Raw genomic sequence first — 22,336 nt, 5'->3', positions numbered from 1 at the left:
CCGAGCCACCCGGCTCGCGGCCGTTCGGGCATCGGGGCGAGATCTGGTGTGGGTTCAGCGCGCGTGCGCGAGTTGCCGATTGCGATGTCCGGCGAACCGGCACACCAGGTAGATGCTGAACGAGATCGCGGTGACGAAGGTCGACACCGGGACGCCGGGCGCCAGCGACAGCAGCAGCCCGCCGACCGCGGCGATCTCGGCGAAGATCACCGACAGCACGGTCGCCCGCATCGGGCTCGAGGTCACCTGCGCGGCCGCGGCGGCCGGGGTGATCAGCAAGGCCAGCACCAGCAGCGCGCCGACGATCTGCACGCCGAACGCGGCGGTGATGCCGAGCAGTACCGCGAACACCACCGACAGCGCCCGCACCGGAACCCCGCGCGCGATCGCGACCTCGGGATCGGAGCTGGCGAACAACAGCGGCCGGTACACCACGGCCAGCACGGCGAGCACGCCCGCGGTACAGGTGACCAGCAGCGCGAGCCCGTCGTAGCCGACCCCGGCGACCTGCCCGGTGAGCAGCGAGAACTTCGACCCGGCCCGCTCCGGCGCGAGCCACAGGAACAGCACCGACAACCCCAGCCCGAACGACAGCACCACCGCGATCACCGAATCACGTTCGCGCGCACGAGAACCCAGCCACCCGAACAGCACGGCCGCGACCACCGAACCGGCGATCGCCCCGAATCCGACCCCGATACCGACGAGCAGCGCCGCCGACGCGCCGGTGAGCGAGAGCTCGCTGGTTCCGTGCACGGCGAACGACATCTGCCTGGCGACGATCAGCGGCCCGATCAAGCCGGCCAGCAACCCGAGCAGGGCGCTCGCCACCAGCGCCTGCTGCACGAAGTCGTAGCCGAGCAGGTTCGCGGTGGTGCCGAAGTCGAACATCTGCTGGAACACCTTGACGAGCTTTTCCATCAGGCGGTACCGCCCAGCGCGTCCATATCGTCACCGGTTCCGACGACCACCAGGCGGCCGCGCACTCGCAGTACCTCGACCTCGGTGCCGTAGAGCTCCGACAGTGTCTGCGAGGTCATCACCTCATCGGGGGTACCGATCCGGAAGCCGCCGTCCACCAGGTACAGCACCCGGTCCACCAGCGGCAGGATCGGGTTGATCTCGTGGGTCACGAACAGCACCGCGGTGTCGTGTTCGCGGCGGCGCTTGTCGACCAGTTCGGCGACCAGCCGTTGGTTCGCCAGATCCAGGCTCAGCAGCGGTTCGTCACACAGCAGTACCGACGGATCGCCGACCAGGGCCTGCGCGACCCGCAACCGCTGCTGCTCGCCACCGGACATCGTCTCCAGCGACGCGTGCGCGAACGACCCGGCGCCCACCGCGGCGACGGCTCGCTCGACCTTCTCGGCCCGGCTGCGACGACCACGCCAGCCGAGCCCCCACCGATGCCCGTCCACGCCGAGGCCGACCAGGTCGACCCCGCGCAGCTGCACGCCGGCGTCGATGGTCTTCTGCTGCGGGATGTAGCCGATGCCCGGATTGCCGACCCCGGCTCGCCTGCCCGCGATCTCCGCGCTGCCCGCGCTCAGGTCCAGGGTGCCGAGCAGCGCGCGCAGCAGCGAGGTCTTGCCCGAGCCGTTGGGTCCGAGGACGGCGATGAACTCACCCGGCCGCACGTCGAGGTCGAGGTCACGCCAGAGGGTGCGGTCGCCGAAGGCCATGCTCGCCCCGCGCAGCCGGATCGCCGCGTCGGCGGTCTCGATGTCGGGTGCGGCGGTGGTGTCCGACAGTGCGGTTGCCTCGGTCATGGGGGTCCTCAGCGCAGGGCCGCGGCGAGCGCCTTGGCGTTGGCGGTCTGCCACTGGATGTAATCCATTCCGGCGGGCAGGGTTTCGGTGACCTCGACCACGGCGATGCCCGCGGACTGCGCGGTGGCCCGCAGGTCCTGGGTGATCTTGTCCTCGGTCTGGGTGTTGTAGATCAGCGCTTTGACCAGCTTGGCGGTGATCAGGTCGCGGGTGGCGGCGACGGCGGCCGGGGCCGGGTCGGTCTCCTGCTCGATCGCTTCCTGGAACTCGTGCGGGGTCTTGTCCTGCGCGGTCGCGGCCGTCAGCAGGTAGTGCGCGAGCGGCTCGGACTGGGCGACCGGCGCGTTCGGGGTCTGGGTGGCGATGGTGCCGGTGATGGTGCTGACGCCGATCAGCTGATTCTTGAAGGCCACCGCGCGCTCGGTGTAGGCATCCGCGTGTGCGGCGTCGACCTGGCCGAGCTGGGCCGCGATCTGGTCGGCGACGGCGGCGACGGTGCTCACGTCGTACCAGACGTGCTCGTTCTCGTCGTTCTTGTTCGCGCGCTGCTCGAACGCCTCGACCGTCCGCTTGTCCTTGCCCGAGATGGCCTTCTCGATGAACTCGTCGTAGTGGCCACCGTTGAACACGACGAGATCGGCGTCGCTGATCTTGGCGGTGTCGGTGGCCGAGGTCTCGAACGAATGCGGGTCGGCGGCGGGATCGCTGATGATCGAGGTCACCTGCGCGTCCGGCCCGGCGACAGCGGACGCCACGGAACCCCACACGTTGGTGGAGGCGACGATCTGGGGGGTGCCGGAATCGGAGGAGCTGGTGCCGCAGGCGCTGAGGACGACCACGGCCGCCACTCCCGCCGTGAGACCGGCAAACAAGCGGGCGAATCGAGGGTTCACGCGGCACTCCTGGCGAGCAAGCTGTAGATCATAATGGAAATCGTTACCGTTTTAGATTAGCAGCATCGAATACCCAGTACGAACCGCATCGAAAAGCCGGGCTCGAAATTCGAACCCGGCTTTGTCGAGCGTTGTCAGACCAGGGCGTTGACCGGCTGGCTGAGCAGTTGGGCGCAGCGCAGCAGACCCAGGTGGCTGTACGCCTGGGGGTGATTACCCAGGGAACGTTCGGCGACCGGGTCGTATTCCTCGCTGAGCAGGCCGGTGGGGCCCGCGGCGGCGACGAGCTGGGCGAACAGCGCCTCGGCGTCGGAGCGCCTGCCGATCAGCAGGTACGCCTCCACCAGCCAGGCGGCACACAGGTGGAAGCCACCTTCGCCGCCGGGCAGCCCGTCGTCGTGGTGGTACCGGTACACCGTGGCGCCGCTGCGCAATTCGGCCTCGGTGGCCACCACCGTCGCGGCGAAGCGCGGGTCGGCGGGGTCGATCAGGCCGCTCAGGCCGATGTGCAGGGTGGCCGCGTCCAGGTCGGTGCCGTCGTAGGCGGCGGTGTAGGACTGGACCTCGTCGTTCCAGCCCTTCGCCTTCACCTCGTCGGCGATCGTGTCGCGCAGTGTCACCCAGTCGGGATCGGCGGGGCGGTCGAAGCGGTCCGCCAGGGTCAGGGCGCGGTCGATGGTGAGCCAGCCCATCACCTTCGAGTACACGTGGTGGCGTGGGTTGCCGCGGATCTCCCAGATGCCGTGGTCGGGTTCGGTCCAGCGACGCTGCACCGCCGACACCATCGCGTGCACCAGTTCCCAGTCGGCATCCGGCAGGGCCTTGGCCGGGGCGGTGATGCCCTGGCGCTCGCGTTCGTGTGACATCGAGGTGATCAGGTCGACGATCGGCCCGAACACGTCGAGCTGCACCTGCATATTGGCCGCGTTGCCCACCCGCACCGGTCGCGAACCGGCATAACCGGGCAGCGCGTCGATCACGGCCTCGGGCGGCAGGGTCTCGCCGTAGATGGTGTACAGCGGGTGCAGGCGTTCCGGCCCCGGCAGGGTGTCGAGCACCTTGTGCACCCAGCCGAGGAATTCCTCGGCCTCGGTCAGCGAGCCAAGAGTCACCAGTGCCTGCGCGGTCAGCGACGCGTCGCGCAGCCAGCAGTAACGGTAGTCCCAGTTGCGCACGCCGCCGATGTCCTCGGGCAGCGAGGTGGTCGCCGCGGCCAGGATCGACCCCGACGGGCGATGCACCAGCCCGCGCAGCGTCAGCGCCGAACGCTTCATCAGATCCGGCTTGAGCGGCGGGAGCTGCAACCCCGACGCCCACTGCGACCAGTACTGCTCGGCGAGCTGGCGACGCTGCGGCTCCGGGGTCATCGAGGGTGCGAAATCGGCTGTTCCGCAGCGCAATTCGAGCACAACCGGCCCGAGCGACGGGTCGACCACCGCGTGCGCCTGCTCGTTGATGCCGTCGGACAGGATCTCCCACTTCACGCCAGGGGAGCGGAGCACCATCGGATCATTGGTGCCGCTGACCTGAATTCCGCTGCGCACCGCCTGCATTCGCACCGGCACCTGGCCGAATTCCGGCTGCGGCGCGAAGGTGACCACGGCCTTGGCGGTGCCGGTGATCACCCTGGTCAGATCGGTACGATCGGGGGCGACGTCGTGCGGCAGATAGTCGGCCACTTGCAAACTGGCCCACCGGGTTTCCACCGTCATCGTGCCGTCCACATACCGCTGCGACAGCGGCAGGCTCGGCCGCTCCGGCGCCACCGTGAAGTGCCCGGCCGCCGCGCCGCCGAGCAGGTGTGCGAACACCGCCGCCGAATCGGGCTCGGGGTGGCAGAACCAGGTGACCGTCGCGTCGGGGGTGAGCAGTGCGACCGAGCGCGGGCTGGCCAGCATGCTCAGCCGCTCGATCCGGGGGGCGCTCGCCCCGGCCAGCCAGGTGCGCCGCTCCTCGACGAGGAACGCCAGCGCGCGCGCCACGTCCTCGGTGGAGTCCACGTGCAGCTTGGCGATGCTCTCGCCCTCGCCGACCTTGATGCCGACGTCGGGTCCGGAGAGCACCCGGAACGCCTTCTCGTCGGTCACGTCGTCGCCGAAGAACACTGCGGCGGAAGCGCTTTCCTGATGACGGATGGTGTCGAGCGCGGAGCCCTTGTCGGTGGGGATCACCGCGAGCTCGATCACCGACTTGCCTTCGGTCACCTGCACGCCCACCCAGCACGCCGGACCCTGGCGCACGGAGGACAGTGCGCGCCTGCCGATTTCGGCGCTGGCGTTGCGCACGTGCAGCGCGGCGCTGGCCGGCTTCATCTCGACGGTCACGCCCGGGTTCGCGGCGGCGATCTTCGAGAACGCGGAATTGATTTCTGTCAGTAGCTGTTTGGCGTCGTTGTCGATCGCGTGCACGAAGCCGACGTCGAACTCCGAGCCGTGACTACCGATCAGCTGCACCTCGACCGGCAGGCGCGACAGCGCTGCCAGATCTCGTAGCGCTCGACCGGAGATCACCGCCGCGGTGGTGTTCGCCAACCCCGCCAGCGCGCGTAGCGCGCTCACCGATTCCCGCTGGGGAAACGCTTTCGACGGGTCGGACACGATCGGGGCGATGGTCCCGTCGTAGTCCGAGGCAACCAAGAGCCGTGGCACGCGCGCAACCGACGCCAGTGCACGGCGGACATCCAAGGGCAGTTCCTGTGCGCTCACGCATCCAACCTAGTGATGGGAGGAGTTGATCAGGGGGCGCGAAAAACAATACTGCGTCAATTTTGCCGCGCGAGCGGCGCGGCGCGTTGTGCGCACTATCCCCGGTCGTTTGCTCGCGACCTTACGGCAAATTCCGTACCGGCGGCCCACCGCCCTCCGTCGGATTCGTCGAGCTCACCGGGCATACGGGGGCACGGCGAGGCACGCGCGCCCGGTAGATGCGCTGTTTCGCATATGCGACGTCGGCTATGCATCTTCCTACTGGAAGGCGCACAGCCGACGGGTGTCAACAGCGATGGGCGATTTGTGATGTTGCGGTAGTGAGCTTTGCCGGGTTGCTGGGCTATCCGCGATCGCCCAGCAACAGGTCGACGGTGAGCTCGAGTCGTTCCGTGACATCGGTCGCGGACGCGCGCCGGGTGAGCCAGGCCACCAGGTTCGACAGCCACACATCGGAGATGACGCGGGCGATGGCGAGCTGACGGTCGTCGGGTTCGCCGTCGCTCATCGCGCGGGCGAAGACCCGGTCCATCACCTTGCCGACCCGATCCACTTCCGCGGCGGCCGAGGCGTCGGCGAACATGAACGCGCGCGTCATCGCCTCGGTGAGCAGTGGGTCGCGCTGCATCATCCGGGTGATCTGGGTGAGCAGGGTGTGCATGCGCTCGGACGGGCCGTCGCCGTCGGGTAGTGGCTTGCGCTTGCCCTCGAACATCTCGAATTCCCTGGCCAGCGCCGAAACGAGCAGGTGCACCTTGGACGGGAAGTAGCGGTACAGCGTGCCGACGGCCACGTCGGCCCGCTCGGCGACCGCGCGCATCTGCACGGCGTCGTAGCCGCCCTTGGAGGCGAGCGCCAGGGTCGCGTCGAGAATGCGCTTGCGCCGGTCGCGCTGTGCGCTGGAGCTGAGCTCGTCCTCGGACAGCGTCGTCACGGTGGGCGTTGGTGCGGGACTGTCCATCGTGGAAACCCTTTCGCTGCAGTGGCAATTCATCGGCCGAGCCGTGCCCGGAGCTTAGTGCGAGTGTAGGTCTCTTGACTTATACCCGGCTTAGATATTAGAACATGTTCTAGAAGTGTGAACCACGCCGGAAGGGCGGATCTTCTTGTGACCATCGCCACCACTGACGAGCACAAAGCCGTCGCGGCGTCGCTGCGAGGCTGGGCGAGCACGGTCGCGCCGATTGAAACAATGCGGGCCGGCGGCTCGGCCGCCTGGCGGGGGTACTGGACCGGGCTCAGCGAGTTCGGGCTGTTCGAGGTCGCGCTGCCCGAGGACAATGGCGGTCTCGGCGGCACGGTCGCCGACCTCGCGGTGATGCTCGAGCAGACCGGCGACGACCTGGTCGGCGGTCCGGTGCTGGCCACCGCGCTGGCCGGGCTGATCACCGAGGGCGCGTTCGCCGACGGCACACCGTGCGCGGTCGCGGTGCCCGGCGACGAGCGGGCGGCGAAGGCGGTCGCCACCGATGCGGGCTGGACTGTCTCCGGCACTTGGGATTTCGTCTACGGCGCCGATGAGCAGACCCGAGTTCTCGTGCCCGCCAACACCATCGACGGCACCCGCTGGCTGCTGCTGTCCGCCGACGCGGTGACGGTGACGCCGCTGGCACACGGTGACCACACCGTGTCGCTGGCGCGGGTCAGCGCCGCCGAGGTGGCCGTTCCGGCCGATCACGGATTCGCGCCGACGGCCGACGTCACCGATCTCTTCGTCGCGCTCGCGGTCTCGGAACTGGCGGGCATCGCCGGTTGGACCCTGCGCACCGCGGTCGAATATGCCCGGGTCCGTGAACAATTCGGCAAGCCGATCGGCAGCTTCCAGGCGATCAAGCACCTGTGCGCCTGGATGCTGTGCCGCACCGAGCTGATCCGCGCGGTCGCCGCCGACGCCGCCGCCGCGATCGACGAAGGCGGCGACGAGCTTGCGATCGCCGCGGCCGTGGCCGCCTCGGTGGCCCTCGACGCCGCCGTCGACAACGCCAAGGACGCCATCCAGGTGCTCGGCGGCATCGGCTTCACCTGGGAACACGACGCGCACTTCTACCTGCGCCGGGCGAGCTCGCTGCGCCAGCTCCTCGGTGGTTCGGCGCGCTGGCGTGCCCGGGTCGCCGAGCTCACCAGGGCCGGTCAGCGTCGCACCACCGGTGCCGAACGGGTGCTCGGTGACGCCGCCGTGGACACCGCGCTGGCGGACGAGGTCGCCGCGATCGCCGCCCTCGAGCCCGCCGACCAGGCGCGCGCGCTGGTGGAAGCGGGCATGGTGATGCCGCACTGGCCGCGGCCCTACGGCCGCGCCGCCGATCCGATGACCTGCCTCCAGATCGCCGAACAGCTACGTCGTGCCGAGCTGGCGACCCCCGACCTCGCCGTCGCGGGCTGGGCCGTGCCCACGCTGTTGCGTTTCGGCACCGAGGAGCAGATCGAACGCTATGTCTGGCCGACCCTGCACGGCGAGGTCATCTGGTGTCAGCTGTTCAGCGAGCCGGGCGCGGGTTCCGATCTCGCCGCCCTGCGCACCACCGCGGAGAAGGTCGACGGCGGCTGGGTGCTGCGCGGCCAGAAGGTGTGGACCTCGCTCGGGTCCACCGCGAACTGGGGCATCTGCCTGGCTCGCACCGATCCGGCCGCGGCCAAGCATCGCGGCATCAGCTATTTCCTCGTCGATATGCGCGCCGCGGGCGTGCAGGTGCGGCCGCTGGTGCAGATCACCGGCGAGGAGAAGTTCAGCGAGGTCTTCCTCGACGATGTGTTCGTGCCCGACGATTGCCTGGTCGGCGCGCTGAACAACGGCTGGAAGATCGCGCGCACCACGCTCTCGGCCGAACGGGTCGCCATGGGTGGCGGCGGTATCGGCGGTGCGCTCGAGGCCCTGCTCGATCGTTTCCCGGTCGGTGGCTGGGGAACGGAACTGCGTGAGGACCGTTTCGGCGCACTGATCACGTCATCGGTTGCTGGATCGTTGCTGGAACAGCGGATCGCGGTAGCGACGATGGCGGGCGTCGACGCGGGCGCCCAAGCCGGCGTCCGCAAGCTGGTCGGGGTCCGGCATCGGCAGGAGCTGGCGGAATACGCGCTGGAACTTGTCGGCCAAGAAGGTTCCCTGGACAACGATGCTCTGAAAGAATTCCTGCTTACGCGGTGTCTCTCGATTGCGGGCGGTACCGAGCAGATCCTGTTGACCGTGGCCGCCGAACGGATTCTCGGCCTGCCGCGCGATGCGGACAGTTAGCTCGATGAGGGAGGACGCCGTGGATTTCACCCGCGACGAAAGCGCCGACGCCGTAGCCGAGGTAGTGGTAAGCCTGCTCGAACGTGAGTCGGCCAGGGATATGGCCCTGTGGCCGAGCCTGGTCGACTCCGGCCTGCTCGCCGTGCCGGTACCGGAACGGTTCGGCGGCGACGGTATGGGACTGCTGGAGGTATCGGCCCTGCTCATGGAGCTGGCCACCGATGCCGCGGCGGTCCCGGCACTGCCGACCTTCGGGTTTGGTGTGCTGCCGCTGCTTGGCGTGCTGTCGGACGAACTGGCCGAACGAGTGCTCGCCGAGGTCGGCAAGGGCACCGTGCTCACCGCCGCGCTCAACGAACCGGGCGCGCCGTTCACCACCGCGCCGACCACCAAGGCTGTGCGCGCGGGCGACACGGTGCGGATCACCGGCCGCAAGTCCGGCGTGATCTACGCCGCGCAGGCCCGGTGGATTCTGGTGCCCACCGATGCCGGTGTGGCACTGGTCGATTCGGTGGCGCCGGGGCTCGAGATCATCCCGGTGGCGGGTTCGGCGGGCATCCCGGAGGCGACGCTGGTCCTCGACGACGTCGAGATCCCGGCCGGCCAGCTGCTGCCCGACGCGCTGCCCGGACTGCACCGCCACGCCCTGGCCTGTATCGGCGCGGTCGCCGACGGCCTGTTGAAGGGTGCGATCACGCTCACCGCCGAGCACGTGCGCACCAGGGAACAGTTCGGCAGGCCGCTGGCCGAATTCCAGGCCGTGGCCCAGCAGATCGCGGACCTGTACGTGGTCTCGCGCACGCTGCACGTGGCCGCGGAGTCGGCGTGCTGGGCGCTGGCGCAGGCGGACACCTCGCCCGAGCATCAGTACCGCACCGACGAGGACCTCGACGTGCTCGCCTACTGGGCCGCGGCCGAAGTTCCGCGCGCCATGCAGAAATGTCACCACTTGCACGGTGGACTGGGTGTGGATATCACCCACCCGATGCACCGCTACTACTCGCAGGCCAAAGACCTCGCCCGGCTACTCGGCGGTGCGGGTCTGCGGCTCGACCTCCTGGGAGCAAGATGTTCATCGATCTGACCGCCGAACAGCGGCGGTTGCGCGAAGAATTGCGTTCCTACTTCGCCGACCTCATCAGCCCGGCCGAAGCCGCGACGATGGCGGTGGACCGGCACGGCGACACCTACCGTGAGGTGGTGCGCCGGATGGGCCGCGACGGCTGGCTCGGTGTCGGCTGGCCCAAGGAGTTCGGCGGCCAGGGTTTCGGCCCGATGGAGCAGCAGATCTTCTTCAACGAGGCGGTCCGCGCCGATGTCCCGCTGCCGCTGGTCACCCTGCTGACCGTGGGGCCGACCCTGCAGAAGTACGGCACCGACGCGCAGAAGAAGAAGTTCCTGCCCGGAATCCTGTCCGGCGACATCCATTTCGCCATCGGCTACTCCGAGCCGTCGGCGGGTACCGACCTCGCCGCGCTGCGCACCACCGCGGTGCGCGACGGCGACGGCGACTGGATCGTCAACGGGCAGAAGATCTTCACCACCGGCGCCCACGAAGCCGACTACGTCTGGACGGCGTGCCGCACCGGCACGGTCGAGTCCCGCCACCGCGGCATCACGATCCTCATCGTCGATACCAAGGACCCCGGCTACTCCTGGACGCCGATCATCACCTGCGACGGCGCCCACCACACCAACGCCACCTACTTCGACGACGTGCGGGTGCCCGCCGACATGCTGGTCGGTGAAGAGAACCGCGGCTGGCGGCTGATCACCACCCAGCTCAACCACGAGCGGGTCAGCCTCGGCCCGTCGGGCAAGATCGAACAGCTCTACGACCGCCTGCGCGACTGGTCGGCCCAGCACGGGCTGCTCGGCGAGCCCGAGGTCCGTCGCGCGCTCGGCCGGGTGCGCACCATGGTGCGGCTCAACGAATTGCTGAACTGGCAGGTCGCGGCGGCCGACACCGCGGCGGCGCAGAACGCGGTGATCGCCGACGCCTCGGCCACCAAGATCTTCTCCACCGAGTCGCTGCAGGAAGCGGGTCGTGTGGTCGAGGAGATCATCGGCCGCTACGGCGACCCGGCCGAGCCCGATACCGCCGAATTGCTCGACTGGCTGGATCGGCGCACCAAGCAGAACCTCGTCGTCACCTTCGGCGGCGGCGTGAACGAGATCATGCGCGAACTGGTGGCCACCGCGGGCCTGGACCTCCCGCGCGTGCCCCGATGAACAAGGAGCGGCGCGTGCCGGACAGCATCACCCCCGAAGATCTCCCGGAAGCGCTGGCGACATTGTCGGCGGCGGGGCAATCGGCGCCGCGGGCCGGCCGTGACCCGGTGAACCAGTCGATGATTCACAACTGGGTCGAGGCGCTGGGCGACACCAACCCGATCTACGTCGACGCCGAAGCCGCGAGGGCGGCAGGCCATCCCGGCATCGTCGCCCCGCCCGCCATGGCGCAGGTGTGGACGATGAACGGCCTGCACGGTACGCGCACCGCCGACGACCCGCTCGGCCTGGCGACACAGCTGCTCGACGACGCAGGCTATACCTCCGTTGTCGGCACCAATTGTGAACAGACCTACCACCGCTACCTGGAGCCAGGGGAGGAGGTGACTGTTGCCAGCAGGCTCTCGGAGTTCAAGGGCCCCAAGCGAACCGGACTCGGCGACGGCTGGTTCTTGACCTTCGCCACCACCTGGTCGGTCGGCGACGAGGTCGTCACCGAAATGCTGTTCCGCATTCTGAAGTTCGCGCCGATTCCCGCCGCCACCGCCGAGCCGACGACCGATGGATCCGGAGTAACGGCGCAGGGGCAGACGTCGGCGCCGAGCATCGCACCGGCAGGTCGGGTCGGCCCGGTCATCTCGCGCGATACCGAGTTCTTCTGGGCGGGAACCGAAGTCGGGGAGTTGCGGATTCAGCGTCTGCCCGACGGCACGCTGCGTCACCCGCCCATTCCCGCACTGTGGCAGGACAAATCGGAGACGACCGACTACGTGGTCGCCGCGGGCACCGGCACGGTGTTCAGCTTCGTCGTGCACCACGCGCCCAAGGTGCCGGGGCGCGACCTGCCCTTCGTGGTCGCCCTGGTGGAACTCGACGAGGGCGTGCGGATGCTCGGCGAACTGCGCGGCGTCGAGCCGAACGACGTCGCCATCGACCTGCCGGTGCGTGCCGCCTTCGAGAAGCTCGCCGACGGCACCGTGCTGCCGTACTGGCAGGCCGTGTGATGACCGCCGCCGATCGCCGCTTCGGCGCCCGCCTCGCCGTGCCGACTCGCTCCGCCCGTCCGGAAAGGACGCCACGATGACCCCCACCGTCGAGATCGCCACCATCGCGGTGGGAACCACTCTGCCGGAGTTGGTGATCCATGCCGACCCGACCTTCATCATCAGTACGGCCGTGGCCACGAGGGACTTCCAGGATGTGCACCACGACCGCGACAAGGCTGTGGAGCGCGGGTCCAGCGACATCTTCGTCAACATCCTCACCGACACCGGTCTGGTGCAGCGCTTCGTCACCGACTGGGCGGGCCCGCGCGCGCTGGTCAAGCGCATCGCCCTTCGCCTCGGTGTGCCGCTGTACGCCGGTGACACGCTGACCCTGTCCGGCACGGTCACCGAGATCGACGGCACCCAGGTCACCATCGACGTGCACGGCACCGACAGCCTCGGCGAGCACATCACCGCCACGGCCGTCATCGTCCTTCCCGATCTGGAGCCGAAATGAGCACCACCTCAGCCGAATCCGCCGACCGCACCGGCCTTTCCGGCCGCGCCGCCATCGTCGGCATCGGTGCCACCGACTTCTCCAAGGACTCCGGACGCAGCGAATTGCGGTTGGCCGCGGAGGCTGTCAGCGCGGCGCTGGCCGACGCGGGTCTCACGCCCGCCGACGTCGACGGCCTCACCACCTTCACCATGGACACCAACACTCAGGCCGCGGTGGCCAGGGCGGTCGGCATTCCGAGCCTGAAGTTCTTCAGCCACATCGGATACGGCGGTGGCGCCGCCTGCGCGACCGTGCAGCAGGCCGCGATGGCCGTGGCCACCGGGGTGGCCGATGTCGTGGTGGCCTATCGCGCGTTCAACGAACGATCCGGCGCCCGGTTCGGTCAGTTCTCGCCCGCGCTGGCCGCCGCGCCCACGTCGTCGGGGATCGACGCGGGCTGGGCCTACCCGCAGGGGCTCGGTACGCCCGCCGCGCAGGTCGCCATGGTCGCCCGCCGGTACATGCACGTCACCGGCGCGACCAGTGCCGATTTCGGCGCGGTGGCGGTCGCCGACCGCAAGCATGCCGCGGTGAACCCCAACGCCTTCTTCTACGGCAAGCCGATCACCCTGGAACAGCATCAGGATTCGCGCTGGATCGCCGAACCGCTGCACCTGCTCGACTGCTGCCAGGAGTCCGACGGCGGCGTGGCCATCGTGGTCACCAGCGCCGAACGCGCCCGCGACCTCCCGCAGCGCCCCGCGATCATCGCGGCCGCCGCCCAGGGCAGCGGCGCCGACCAGTACGTGATGACGAGCTACTACCGCGACGCCATGACCGGCCTGCCGGAAATGGGCCTCGTGGGCGACCAGCTGTGGGCGCAGAGCGGCCTGACCGCCGCCGACATGCAGGCCGCGATCCTCTACGACCACTTCACCCCGTTCGTTCTCATGCAGCTCGAGGAACTGGGCTTCTGCCCCCGTGGCGAAGCCAAGAACTTCATCGCCGACGGCGCCATCGAGCTCGGCGGCCGCCTGCCGCTCAACACCCATGGCGGCCAGCTCGGTGAGGCCTATATCCACGGCATGAACGGCATCGCCGAAGCGGTTCGCCAGATCCGCGGCACCTCGGTGAACCAGGTCGACGCCCTGGAACGCATCCTGGTCACCGCGGGCACCGGCGTCCCCACCTCCGGACTCGTTCTGACCTCGTAGCCTCGGCTCTCGTACGCTCGACCGGGTGACTCCCCGCCACCTGGTCGACGTGCACATCCTGCTGATCCGCGGTGACGAGGTTCTGTTGAGCCTGCGCCGCAGCGGTGACGCGTTCGATCACCGCTGGCACCTGCCGTCGGGAAAGCTCGAAGCCGACGAGTCGGTGGCGACGGCCGCGGTGCGCGAAGCGGCGGAGGAGGTCGGGGTCGACATCGATCCCGCCGCCTTGCGGTTGTTTCACGTCGCTCACGTCACTGCCCCCGGTCGCGACTCCCGTCTCGGCCTGTTCTTCCGCGTCGAGGCTTGGCGCGGTGAGCCTGTCAATCGGGAACCCGATAAATGCTATGCGCTGCGATGGTTTCCGCTGGCCGAGTTGCCCGACGAACTGATCGAGTATTCCGCGCTCGGATTGGCCGCGCTGCGTTCGGCCGCCACCTATTCCGAATTCGGCTGGCGGGATTGACCGCTCGTCAGAAATTCAGTGAGCGGTCGGGCGAGCTGGTCCACACTGCCCGGCGATCCCGCGCGCAGCCCGGCGAACCGGTCGAAGACGAGCCCTTCCAGCAGTGCGAGGAAGTCGTGGGCCGACTCGCGCGGTTCGGCGGCACCGAGGGCGCTGAACAGGTCTGTTGCGCGATCGAGGGAGAACAGGCTGCCTGCCAGGCGGCCATGGAGTTCCGGGTCGGACAGGACCTCGATGATCAGGGCGTGCCGGGCGATCAGCTCGTGACGGCGATGTGCGAGTAGATGATCGAGCCAGACCGCGATGTCGTGCGCGACCTGCACGGGATCCATGGGCCGAGTGACCGATTCTTCGCGCGTGACTTGTGTCAGGTCTCCCAGGTTGGTCGCTGATTCGCGCTGTGCGGCAACGAAATCCGCGCGTGAACGAGCGGTGATCCCGTCGGCTACCGCCTCGATCAGGGCTCGTCGCGTGCGGAAGTAGTACGAGGTCGAACCCGGTGGCAGGGTCAGCTGGGTATCCAGCGCGCGGTGGGTGAGCGCGCGGATTCCCCGGGTCGCGATGAGTTCGATGGCCGCCGCCACGATCTGTCCCCGTCGGTCTGTGGACATCGTCACCTCTCCTGGCCGTCGGCGAGGCCCGTCCTCTACAACTGTAGAGGACGAGGAGGTACGCATGAAACCCGACACCGTGATGCTCGATCCCGCACAGCAAGCGGCCCTACACGCGCTCGAATCCCTGCTCTCTCCGGTCGACGGGCACCGCACACGCGGTGGGCACCCCGCTCGACGCACTGGCCCGTTCGGCATCCCGCGCCTCGCTGAGAGCGGCGGTCGACGCTGGAATGTCATGGCCGCACCGCGCGCGCGTTCCGCCGCCCGAGGCAACCAGCAGACAGCTCGACCCGCCGAGCGCGGTGCCCTGCGGGCCGATCGCGCCGGTATCTACCTGCACGGCCGACCGGGTCGCGGCAAGACGATGCTGATGGACCGGTTCTTCGGCGCGGTCGAGACACCGCACAAGCGCCGCTTCCACTTCCACACCTTCTTCGCGGCCCTCCACGCCGCCACCCACACCCTGGGCTCGGTCGAACGTGCCATCGACGAACTCCTCGGCGACGCCGACCTGGTCTGCTTCGACGAATTCCACGTCACCGATATCGGCGATGCCATGCTCATCGCCCGCCTGCTCGAGGCCCTCTTCGCCGACAGGCGCACCCTCGTGGTCACCTCGAACTACCGTCCCTCCGATCTCCTGCCCAACCCGCTGTTCCACGACGCCTTCGTGCCCACCATCGAGTTGATCCTCGCCAACCTCGGCACCGTCGCCCTCGATGGACCACTCGACTACCGGACTCGCACGCCACACCGCGACACCGGCTTCCTCGCGGGTCGTTATGTGCTCACCGCGGGTGCCTGGTCGGACTCACCCCGCACGGCGGGCTCGCGATCGGCCGCTGTGGCTCGGGCGAATCGTCACGACATCGAACTGTTCGCCGACGTGCCCCTCGGCAACGGCCGCACCATCCGCGCCCATGCCGCCGCCGACGCCATCACCCTCGACTTCCACGACATCTGCGCCGCTCCCACCAGCGCCGCCGACTACCTCCGCCTCACCGAGCGCTACCGCCGCTGGACCCTGCGCGAGGTCCCGCCACTGCGCGAGGTTCCGCCGGACTGGTCGATGCGCCTGGTGAATCTCGTCGATGTCCTCTACGACGCCGATCTCCCGTTTACCATCCACGCACCGGAGCCCGCACACGACCTGACAGCGGGCGTCCCGGCGATCCCCGATCTGGCTCGCACGGCCAGCCGCCTCGGTGAGTTGCCATTAACTCGCGTGTCGAACGTTCGCACTGCGTAGCAAGCCCTTGATCGCGGGGGGACAATGAGAGGGGAGAGGTCCAAAAGCATCGATTTCCTCTCGAGCGGACCACTCGGCATGTAACTATGTGGCTGTTTTGTGCAGTCTCTGGGGTTTGGTGGTACAGCTGTGATCGGGGTGAATCAGCCCATTACGCGGGCGATCGTCGTGATCGCACTGGTCGTCGCTTCGACGATCGCGTTGCAGGGCACGCTGCCCGGCTCCGGCGCGACCTCGACCGGAGCCCCCTCCGCGCTGCTCATCGCCGTGATGCCGGTATTGCTGCTGGTCTCGATCGTCATCCTGGTCGCGGGCGTGATCGCCAGCCAGCATCGCCTGCCCCTGGCGATGCCGGAGGCCGAACGCGAGGCCATGCCGCGCATCCAGTGGCGCAGGCTGGCGCTGCTGGTCCCGATCGCCGTCGCCGCGGTGGCGCTGATCTTCGCCGGCGGGGTCACCGCGCTGTTCCTGCTGCCCGGCGCCCGCCCGATGCGCCCGGCCTCCGAGACGCTGACCGAGGGCTCCGGCCCCGTCCCCACCACCGACACCCATGCCGCGGACCCCACCACCGGACCCACCGAACTCACCGGCACCGCCCTGGTGATCGCGGCGATCCTGGCCATCGTGCTGATCGTGGTCGCGCTGGTCGGCCTGGTCGTCGTGGCTGTCGCCGCGCGTCGCGAACCGGCCCCCGTCGCGCCCGTCGAGGACGAGCCGACCCCCAGCGAGGTCGACTCCCTCACGCGCGCCGCCGAAATGGGCCTGGCCGCGATGAACGCCCCGGGCCAGGATCCGCGCACCGCCATCATCGCCTGTTATGTGGCGATGGAGCGCGGTCTGTCCAGCGACCGCGCCGCCCGCCCGCTGGCCTCGGACACCCCGATGGAAGTACTGGCCAGGGCCTTCGAAAGTGGTGTGCTCCACGATGCTTCGGCCCGCGAGCTGGTCGCGCTGTTCGAGGAGGCGCGGTTCAGCCCGCACTCGATGCTCGAATGGCAGCGCATGCGCGCCGAACAACTGCTGCGCATCGTGCTCACAGACCTGCAGCGCAGGCTGGTGACGGCATGAGCGGATCGGAAGCGGTAGCTCGCGTAATCACGCAGGTCGCCGAAGCACGCCAGGAGGGCTCAGCGTGAATCGGACTTCGGTGATTGTGACGGCCGTGCTCGCGGTCGCGGTGATCGAAGTGACGTTGGTGCGTCTTGATCGTGACTCGGTGCTGCTCGCGGTCGCCGTGCCGGTGGCCGCGGCGCTCGCGATGCTGGTCTGGTCGCTGCGGCACCGGGTGATCCGCGAGGAACCGCTCACCGAGTACATCGACAACGGTCCGGCGGAGATGCTCGGTCGCTGGCATGCGCGCGCCGAGATGCTCACCGCCCGCGCCGACGGGACCCGCGCCGACTGGGACCGCCACCTGCGGCCGCTGCTCGCCAAGGAATTCGAGCTGTCCACCGGACTGAGGGTTTCCAAGAATCGCCGGGCCACCGAGGCCGCCGGTCAGCTGCAGTTCGGACCTGAACTGTGGCGCTGGGTGGATCCGGCGAACTCCGCGCTGCGCGATCACACCGGTCGCGCACCGGGTAGAGAGGCGCTGGATGAGATCCTGCGCCGTTTGCAGACGATGTGAGGGGTTAGAGGCCACCGATGACAATGCCGTTGAACGTGACCGTCCAGCGCTCCGATGCCGTACTGCGTGAGCTGGGCCGAGTCGTGGTCGGCAAGCGAGATGAGTTGCAGCTCATCATGATCGCCGTGCTGGCCGGAGGCCACGTACTCATCGAGGACCTGCCGGGCCTCGGAAAGACCCTGATCGCGCGGTCTTTCGCCGCCGCGCTCGGCCTGGACTTCACCCGCGTGCAGTTCACGCCCGATTTACTGCCCGCCGACCTGCTGGGTTCGACGATCTATGACATGGCGTCGGGCCGGTTCAACTTCCGTCGCGGTCCGGTGTTCACCAATGTGCTGCTCGCCGACGAGATCAACCGCACTCCGCCCAAGACCCAGGCCGCGCTGCTGGAGGCGATGGCCGAGGGGCAGGTGAGCATCGACGGCGAAACCTTCCTGCTGCCACAGCCTTTCGTGGTGCTGGCCACCGACAACCCGATCGAGTACGAGGGCACCTACCCGCTGCCGGAGGCCCAGCTCGACCGCTTCGCCATCCAGTTGCGCCTCGGTTACCTCTCCGAGGCCGACGAGACGCAGATGATCCGGCGCAGGCTCGAACGCGGCTCCACCGCACCGCAAGTGGGCCAGGTGGTCGACGCGCAGGGTCTGATGGAGATGCGGCAGTCGGTCGAGTTCGTCACCGTGCACCCGGACGTGGTGAGCTACGTCGTCGCGCTGGCCTCGGCCACCCGCAGTCATCCGCAGGTGGAAGTCGGCGCCAGCCCGCGCGCCGAACTCGACCTGGTGCAGATGTCGCGGGCGAGGGCGCTGCTCCTCGGACGCGACTATGTGATTCCCGAAGACGTGAAAGCCCTGGCGGTGGCGGCGATGTCGCATCGCATCACGTTGCGCCCCGAGATGTGGGTGCGCCGTATCCGCGGCGAGGACGTCATCACCGAACTACTCCGCCGGCTACCGGTGCCCCGCGCCACGAGCACATGAAGCACCGCGACGAATCCAGATCGGTCGAGGTCGACCTCCGGTGGCGGCCCGCGCCGCTGGTGTTCATCCTGGCCGGTTGCGCGGCAGCGGCACTGGTCGTCGCGGTGCTGCTGGGGCAGTGGCAGCTGGTCGTCTTCGCGGCGCCGATGCTCGGTGTGCTCGCCACCGCGCCGTGGCAGCAGGCGCCGACCAGAGTCCAGGTCGACGGCAGCGGCACCGTGCGCTGTTTCGAGAACGAGGTGATCGGGTGCAGCGCGGTCGCTTTCGTCGAGAGCGGGCACGCGCTGCTGCGGATGACCGCCCTGGCGATGCCCGGCCTGGAACTCGAGGTCGAGGAAGCCCACGATTCCGGCGGTGCGCCCGCGGGCATGCGACTCGGCCTCTCGGCCACCCGCTGGGGCCGGTATCCGGTGCAGGTGAAGGTGTCCGCGCTGAGCCCGGCCGGTCTCGCGGTCGCGACCACCGAGCTGCCCGCGGCCAAGCTCTACGTGTACCCCATCGCCGATCCGCAGCGCATGCGCATGCCGCGCACCGAACTTCCCGACCGCATCGGCACCCATCTGACCCGCAGGCACGGTCCCGGCGTCGAATACGCCGACATCCGCGCCTACACGCCCGGCGATCAATTGCGGGCCGTCAACTGGCCGGTGAGCGCGCGGCGCGGCAGGCTCTACGTCACCCAGCGGTTCACCAACCGCTCCGCCGATGTGGTCGTCATGGTCGACACGTCCTTGCAGGCGCCCGGCCCCGCCAGCGCGTCGCTGGAACTGTCGGTGCGCGGCGCGGCCCAGGTGGTGCAGTCGACCCTGCAATCCGGCGACCGCACCGCCGTGGTCTGCCTCGGCGAATCGCCGCGCTGGCTGCGCCCCGACATCGGCCGCAGACAGTTCTATCGCATCGTCGACACCGTCCTCGGCGTCGGTGACGAACACGTCGAGACCACCGGCACCCTCGCACCGCACGCCGCCGTGCCGATCGGCGCGATCGTGGTGGCCTTCTCCACCCTGCTCGACACCCAATTCGCGCTGGCTCTGATCGACCTGCGCAAACGCGGGCACGTGGTGGTCGCGGTCGACGTCCTGCGCGGTACGCCTTTCGCGGACGGCCTCGACCCGACCATGGCCAAGATGTGGCAGCTCGAACGCGCCTCGATGTATCGGGACATGGGCACCGTCGGCGTCGACATCATCGCCTGGCCCGAAGACACCCGCCTCGACCAGGCCATGCGGCTGCTGCCTGAGCATCGCCGAGCGGTACGGGTACGCCGATGACGAGATTTCTTGCCCTGCTGGCCGGTCTGCTCCTGGTGGCCGCGGTCGCGCTGATCAATCCCCTCGCCGGCGTGCCCGCGCTGGTGCTGGTGATCGCGAGCTGGTGGTGGCGCCCGGCCTCGGTCGGCGCGGTGCTGATCACCGTCGCCGCTCTCGCCTTCGCCGATGTCGGCGTAATAGCGGCAGCGGCAACAGGTTTGGTCGCCACCACCTATCTGCTCAACGCCGCCGTCCTGCACGCCCCCGAGGGCGTGGTCCCCACCACCATCCCCTCGGTCGGCGGCGCGATCCTGTTCACCATCGCGGCCGCCACCGCCGCCTGGGTCCCCGTCCAGCTGATCTGGGCGCCACTGGCCGCTCCCATCCTCATCGTCGCGATCTACGCCCTGCTGGTGAGCGGCCTCTCGGCCAAGGGCCCCACCGTCGAAGAGATCCGTACCGAGTAGGACGTGGTCAGGCGGGCTCTTTGACCAGCACCGCTCGGGTGTAGAGCACAGCGAAGCCTTGGGACTGGGAGTTCTGCTGGGATTTCGATCCGGGCTGGGTGGTGACGACCGCGAGGTCGCAGTCGGCCGCGGACGCCGCGTTGAGCCGGGTGGCGAGCAGCGCCGTCTGGACGCCTCGCCGACGGTGCTCGGGCAGCGTCGACGCCCCGGCGAGCGCGGCGATGCCGCCGGTCAGGCGAAGGCTCGCGCCGCCCGCGGGCTCGCCGGCGCGGTAGGCCAGATAACGATGGGTGTTGTTGGTGGCAGCCAGGTCTCGGACGGCGGAGGCGAGGACATCGCGAGGGAAGTCCTCGGTGGCGGGTAGGCCGTCGTCGTCGGGGTGGGCGAAGCCGTCGACGACGATATCGAGCCAGGTATCCGCGTCGTCGTCGTCATCGCGGCGCACCTCGACCGACTCCGGAACCGGCCACGCACGTCCGCGCAGGCGCAGGCCGAGAACGTTTTCGAAGGAGGTCAGCCGGTATCCCCGCGCGGTCAGTTCGGCGCCGATCCGCGGGTCGGCGAGATGGGCCAACTCGACCTGGACCGGCGCTCCGACCTCGGCATAAGCCTGTTCGACCGCTTCCCACTGCGCCGACGAGGGCACCCCGGCGAAGCCGACCCCGGCCACCTTGTTCAACGGCGAGTTCGGTCCGGCGAAACACGCTGCGCCACCGGCGATCTCCTGGGTGAACCCACTGGCCGCCGAGGTCGCCCGACGGAGTCCCGCGCGCACCCCACCGGCAATGGCCTCGGTCTCCATCCGCTCGATCCGACCGGCCATGCCGGTATCGCAGAACAACGCGGCCGTCTCCTCGCTCATCAGCCAGTTATATCGCCCCTGTCCAGCGAGTTTTCCGAGGCGGACTATCGGTCGGGCCGCCAGGGGATGTGCCCGTTGCCGTCGCCGGTGGGGGTCCGGTTCTCGGACCAGTCCCACAGTGGCTGGAGGGATTCGGCGAGGAGCGCGCCCTCGGTGGTGAGCTCGTAGGCGCCACGCTGGCCGTTCTTGCGGATCAGCGCCGCGGACTGGAGTTGCTGGAGCCGGTCCGACAGCATGCTCGACGAGCAGTTGCCCATGCGCCGGCGGATGTCGAGGAAGCCGAGGGGGCCTGGCTCCAGTTCCCAGATCACGCGCAGCATCCAGCGCTGGCCGAGGAGGTCGATCGCGGCCAGGATCGCTGGCGAGGGTTCGTCGCCGGTTGCGCTTCTCATTCAGAAGCACGATAGTTGCTTCTGAATCAGAAGCATGACGGCCGGTCGGGGATGGACGAGGAGATCGACGATGGATTCGACAGTGCGGCACGATCAGCGGATCGTGCTGGTCACCGGGGCCTCGCGGGGGATCGGGGCGGAGGCGGCCGCGCAGTTCGGCGCGGCGGGGGCGCATGTCGTGGTGAACTTCCGGGAGAAGCGCAAGCGGGCCCAGGATGTCGTCGACGGGATTGTCGCGGCCGGCGGGAGCGCCTCGGTGCTCGGTGCCGATGTCTCCGATCCGGCGGCTGTCGAGACGTTGGCCGAGGAGGTCGGCCGGACGTTCGGGCGGCTGGATACTTTGGTGCTCAACGCATCCGGCGGACTCGAGCGGGATGCCGATCCGGGGTACGCGCTACGGCTCAACCGGGATGCGCAGGTGAACCTGGCGACAGCGATGCTGCCGCTGATGGCCGAGGGCGGCCGGATCGTGTTCGTCACCAGCCATCAGGCGCACTTCATCCACGAGAACGACAACGTGCCACAGGGTTACACGCCGATAGCACGGAGCAAACGGGCAGGCGAAGATGCGCTGCGGGCGCTGATCCCCGAATTCCGCGAGCGCGGAGTCGGTTTCACGGTGGTGTCCGGCGACATGATCGACGGGACGATCATCGTCCGCCTGCTGGAACGGCGTGACCCTGGCAGTGTCGAATCCCGCCGCGCGGCAGGCCCGTTGCCCACGATCGAGGACTTCGCGCGCGTGATCGTTCGGGCAGGCACCGAAGCGGTCGCCGACGGCCACACGTTCTACGTCGGCGGTCACGACTACCAGATGGCATCGCGGCGGTGACGGACTCGATCCAATGGGATCGAGTCGAACCCGTACCGGGCCGGCAGGATGTGTGCCGGCCCGGTGCTGG

At 69.0% G+C, this 22,336-nt stretch carries 22 protein-coding genes; 14 read left to right on the top strand and 8 right to left on the bottom strand.

The features are described 5' to 3' along the window. Nucleotides 1-54: 54 nt before the first annotated feature. From ACFWFP_RS16430 to kstR, 5 genes are all read right to left on the bottom strand, one after another. Complete coding sequence (locus ACFWFP_RS16430; RefSeq protein WP_379295799.1) at nt 55-921, bottom strand: metal ABC transporter permease; 867 nt, start codon at nt 919-921, stop codon at nt 55-57. Further along, complete coding sequence (locus ACFWFP_RS16425) at nt 921-1,769, bottom strand: metal ABC transporter ATP-binding protein (protein WP_379295797.1); 849 nt, start codon at nt 1,767-1,769, stop codon at nt 921-923. Before ACFWFP_RS16425 ends, ACFWFP_RS16430 begins: the two co-directional genes overlap by 1 nt. Before the next feature lie 8 nt (nt 1,770-1,777). Further along, nucleotides 1,778-2,662, bottom strand: coding sequence for a metal ABC transporter solute-binding protein, Zn/Mn family (locus tag ACFWFP_RS16420; protein ID WP_379295795.1), 885 nt, complete (start codon nt 2,660-2,662; stop codon nt 1,778-1,780). A gap of 134 nt (nt 2,663-2,796) precedes the next feature. Further along, nucleotides 2,797-5,367 (bottom strand): trehalose-phosphatase, encoded by a 2,571-nt coding sequence (gene otsB, locus ACFWFP_RS16415; RefSeq protein WP_379295793.1) that lies wholly within the window; start codon nt 5,365-5,367, stop codon nt 2,797-2,799. Between the two features lie 343 nt (nt 5,368-5,710). Next, a complete protein-coding gene (gene kstR, locus ACFWFP_RS16410) occupies nt 5,711-6,328 on the bottom strand; it encodes a cholesterol catabolism transcriptional regulator KstR (protein WP_378631587.1) in 618 nt (205 codons plus the stop codon). 147 nt (nt 6,329-6,475) lie between these two features. Between kstR and ACFWFP_RS16405 the strand changes: the two genes are divergently transcribed. The 7 genes from ACFWFP_RS16405 to ACFWFP_RS16375 all read left to right on the top strand — a co-directional run bounded on the left by ACFWFP_RS16405 (nt 6,476) and on the right by ACFWFP_RS16375 (nt 13,993). Next, nucleotides 6,476-8,599 (top strand): acyl-CoA dehydrogenase family protein, encoded by a 2,124-nt coding sequence (locus ACFWFP_RS16405; protein ID WP_379295791.1) that lies wholly within the window; start codon nt 6,476-6,478, stop codon nt 8,597-8,599. A 4-nt stretch (nt 8,600-8,603) separates the two neighbouring features. Next, the gene (locus ACFWFP_RS16400) at nt 8,604-9,683 is read left to right on the top strand and encodes an acyl-CoA dehydrogenase family protein (protein ID WP_379295789.1); all 1,080 of its coding nucleotides are present in this window, start codon (nt 8,604-8,606) and stop codon (nt 9,681-9,683) included. Next, nucleotides 9,668-10,831, top strand: a complete 1,164-nt coding sequence (locus ACFWFP_RS16395) for an acyl-CoA dehydrogenase family protein (RefSeq protein WP_379295787.1) — start codon at nt 9,668-9,670, stop codon at nt 10,829-10,831. The genes ACFWFP_RS16400 and ACFWFP_RS16395 overlap by 16 nt, the downstream gene beginning before the upstream one ends. A gap of 14 nt (nt 10,832-10,845) precedes the next feature. Then, on the top strand, nt 10,846-11,835 hold the full coding sequence (locus tag ACFWFP_RS16390) for a bifunctional MaoC family dehydratase N-terminal/OB-fold nucleic acid binding domain-containing protein (RefSeq protein ID WP_379295785.1): 990 nt from the start codon (nt 10,846-10,848) through the stop codon (nt 11,833-11,835). A 76-nt stretch (nt 11,836-11,911) separates the two neighbouring features. After that, a complete protein-coding gene (locus tag ACFWFP_RS16385; RefSeq protein ID WP_379295783.1) occupies nt 11,912-12,334 on the top strand; it encodes a MaoC family dehydratase in 423 nt (140 codons plus the stop codon). Then, nucleotides 12,331-13,530: a lipid-transfer protein gene (locus ACFWFP_RS16380; protein ID WP_379295782.1), complete on the top strand. Its 1,200-nt coding sequence runs from the start codon at nt 12,331-12,333 to the stop codon at nt 13,528-13,530. Before ACFWFP_RS16385 ends, ACFWFP_RS16380 begins: the two co-directional genes overlap by 4 nt. A gap of 25 nt (nt 13,531-13,555) precedes the next feature. Then, nucleotides 13,556-13,993: an NUDIX domain-containing protein gene (locus tag ACFWFP_RS16375; RefSeq protein ID WP_379295780.1), complete on the top strand. Its 438-nt coding sequence runs from the start codon at nt 13,556-13,558 to the stop codon at nt 13,991-13,993. On the opposite strand, the gene ACFWFP_RS16370 is transcribed toward ACFWFP_RS16375, so the two are convergent. Next, nucleotides 13,966-14,604 carry a TetR/AcrR family transcriptional regulator gene (locus ACFWFP_RS16370; protein ID WP_379295778.1) on the bottom strand — a complete coding sequence of 213 codons (639 nt, stop codon included), beginning with the start codon at nt 14,602-14,604 and terminating at the stop codon, nt 13,966-13,968. The two genes, ACFWFP_RS16375 and ACFWFP_RS16370, sit on opposite strands and share 28 nt — an antisense overlap. A gap of 64 nt (nt 14,605-14,668) precedes the next feature. On the opposite strand from ACFWFP_RS16370, the gene zapE reads away from it, so the two are divergent. The 6 genes from zapE to ACFWFP_RS16340 all read left to right on the top strand — a co-directional run bounded on the left by zapE (nt 14,669) and on the right by ACFWFP_RS16340 (nt 20,180). After that, nucleotides 14,669-15,856 (top strand): cell division protein ZapE, encoded by a 1,188-nt coding sequence (gene zapE / locus ACFWFP_RS16365; RefSeq protein ID WP_379295776.1) that lies wholly within the window; start codon nt 14,669-14,671, stop codon nt 15,854-15,856. Nucleotides 15,857-15,994: 138 nt separating this feature from the next. Beyond that, complete coding sequence (locus tag ACFWFP_RS16360; RefSeq protein ID WP_379295774.1) at nt 15,995-16,924, top strand: DUF4129 domain-containing protein; 930 nt, start codon at nt 15,995-15,997, stop codon at nt 16,922-16,924. Between the two features lie 64 nt (nt 16,925-16,988). After that, nucleotides 16,989-17,483 (top strand): hypothetical protein, encoded by a 495-nt coding sequence (locus ACFWFP_RS16355; RefSeq protein WP_101464691.1) that lies wholly within the window; start codon nt 16,989-16,991, stop codon nt 17,481-17,483. Nucleotides 17,484-17,500: 17 nt separating this feature from the next. Next, nucleotides 17,501-18,463, top strand: coding sequence for an AAA family ATPase (locus tag ACFWFP_RS16350; RefSeq protein ID WP_378970823.1), 963 nt, complete (start codon nt 17,501-17,503; stop codon nt 18,461-18,463). After that, nucleotides 18,460-19,734 carry a DUF58 domain-containing protein gene (locus tag ACFWFP_RS16345; RefSeq protein ID WP_379295772.1) on the top strand — a complete coding sequence of 425 codons (1,275 nt, stop codon included), beginning with the start codon at nt 18,460-18,462 and terminating at the stop codon, nt 19,732-19,734. The genes ACFWFP_RS16350 and ACFWFP_RS16345 overlap by 4 nt, the downstream gene beginning before the upstream one ends. After that, the gene (locus tag ACFWFP_RS16340) at nt 19,731-20,180 is read left to right on the top strand and encodes a hypothetical protein (RefSeq protein ID WP_379295770.1); all 450 of its coding nucleotides are present in this window, start codon (nt 19,731-19,733) and stop codon (nt 20,178-20,180) included. Before ACFWFP_RS16345 ends, ACFWFP_RS16340 begins: the two co-directional genes overlap by 4 nt. A gap of 7 nt (nt 20,181-20,187) precedes the next feature. On the opposite strand, the gene ACFWFP_RS16335 is transcribed toward ACFWFP_RS16340, so the two are convergent. Both ACFWFP_RS16335 and ACFWFP_RS16330 read right to left on the bottom strand, forming a co-directional pair. Then, nucleotides 20,188-21,021: a GNAT family N-acetyltransferase gene (locus tag ACFWFP_RS16335; protein WP_379296007.1), complete on the bottom strand. Its 834-nt coding sequence runs from the start codon at nt 21,019-21,021 to the stop codon at nt 20,188-20,190. 65 nt (nt 21,022-21,086) lie between these two features. Continuing rightward, nucleotides 21,087-21,434, bottom strand: coding sequence for a winged helix-turn-helix transcriptional regulator (locus ACFWFP_RS16330; protein WP_379295768.1), 348 nt, complete (start codon nt 21,432-21,434; stop codon nt 21,087-21,089). A 70-nt stretch (nt 21,435-21,504) separates the two neighbouring features. Between ACFWFP_RS16330 and ACFWFP_RS16325 the strand changes: the two genes are divergently transcribed. Continuing rightward, nucleotides 21,505-22,266: an SDR family oxidoreductase gene (locus ACFWFP_RS16325; protein ID WP_379295767.1), complete on the top strand. Its 762-nt coding sequence runs from the start codon at nt 21,505-21,507 to the stop codon at nt 22,264-22,266. The last annotated feature ends 70 nt before the right edge of the window (nt 22,267-22,336 follow it).

This window comes from Nocardia sp. NPDC060249 (assembly GCF_042728755.1).
GTDB lineage: Bacteria > Actinomycetota > Actinomycetes > Mycobacteriales > Mycobacteriaceae > Nocardia.
The sequence above is the reverse complement of the archived record's forward strand: the minus strand, read 5'-3'. Positions and strand labels throughout refer to the sequence as shown.

Excerpts from the sequence above, each read along its gene's own strand:
- ACFWFP_RS16340 (WP_379295770.1), top strand. The coding sequence starts at position 19,731 with ATGACGAGATTTCTTGCCCTGCTGGCCGGTCTGCTCCTGGTGGCCGCG.
- ACFWFP_RS16430 (WP_379295799.1), bottom strand. The coding sequence starts at position 921 with ATGGAAAAGCTCGTCAAGGTGTTCCAGCAGATGTTCGACTTCGGCACC.
- ACFWFP_RS16395 (WP_379295787.1), top strand. The coding sequence starts at position 9,668 with ATGTTCATCGATCTGACCGCCGAACAGCGGCGGTTGCGCGAAGAATTG.
- ACFWFP_RS16380 (WP_379295782.1), top strand. The coding sequence starts at position 12,331 with ATGAGCACCACCTCAGCCGAATCCGCCGACCGCACCGGCCTTTCCGGC.
- ACFWFP_RS16350 (WP_378970823.1), top strand. The coding sequence starts at position 17,501 with ATGACAATGCCGTTGAACGTGACCGTCCAGCGCTCCGATGCCGTACTG.
- ACFWFP_RS16345 (WP_379295772.1), top strand. The coding sequence starts at position 18,460 with ATGAAGCACCGCGACGAATCCAGATCGGTCGAGGTCGACCTCCGGTGG.
- ACFWFP_RS16400 (WP_379295789.1), top strand. The coding sequence starts at position 8,604 with ATGAGGGAGGACGCCGTGGATTTCACCCGCGACGAAAGCGCCGACGCC.
- ACFWFP_RS16325 (WP_379295767.1), top strand. The coding sequence starts at position 21,505 with ATGGATTCGACAGTGCGGCACGATCAGCGGATCGTGCTGGTCACCGGG.
- ACFWFP_RS16330 (WP_379295768.1), bottom strand. The coding sequence starts at position 21,434 with ATGAGAAGCGCAACCGGCGACGAACCCTCGCCAGCGATCCTGGCCGCG.
- ACFWFP_RS16385 (WP_379295783.1), top strand. The coding sequence starts at position 11,912 with ATGACCCCCACCGTCGAGATCGCCACCATCGCGGTGGGAACCACTCTG.
- kstR (WP_378631587.1), bottom strand. The coding sequence starts at position 6,328 with ATGGACAGTCCCGCACCAACGCCCACCGTGACGACGCTGTCCGAGGAC.
- zapE (WP_379295776.1), top strand. The coding sequence starts at position 14,669 with ATGAAACCCGACACCGTGATGCTCGATCCCGCACAGCAAGCGGCCCTA.
- ACFWFP_RS16370 (WP_379295778.1), bottom strand. The coding sequence starts at position 14,604 with ATGTCCACAGACCGACGGGGACAGATCGTGGCGGCGGCCATCGAACTC.
- ACFWFP_RS16425 (WP_379295797.1), bottom strand. The coding sequence starts at position 1,769 with ATGACCGAGGCAACCGCACTGTCGGACACCACCGCCGCACCCGACATC.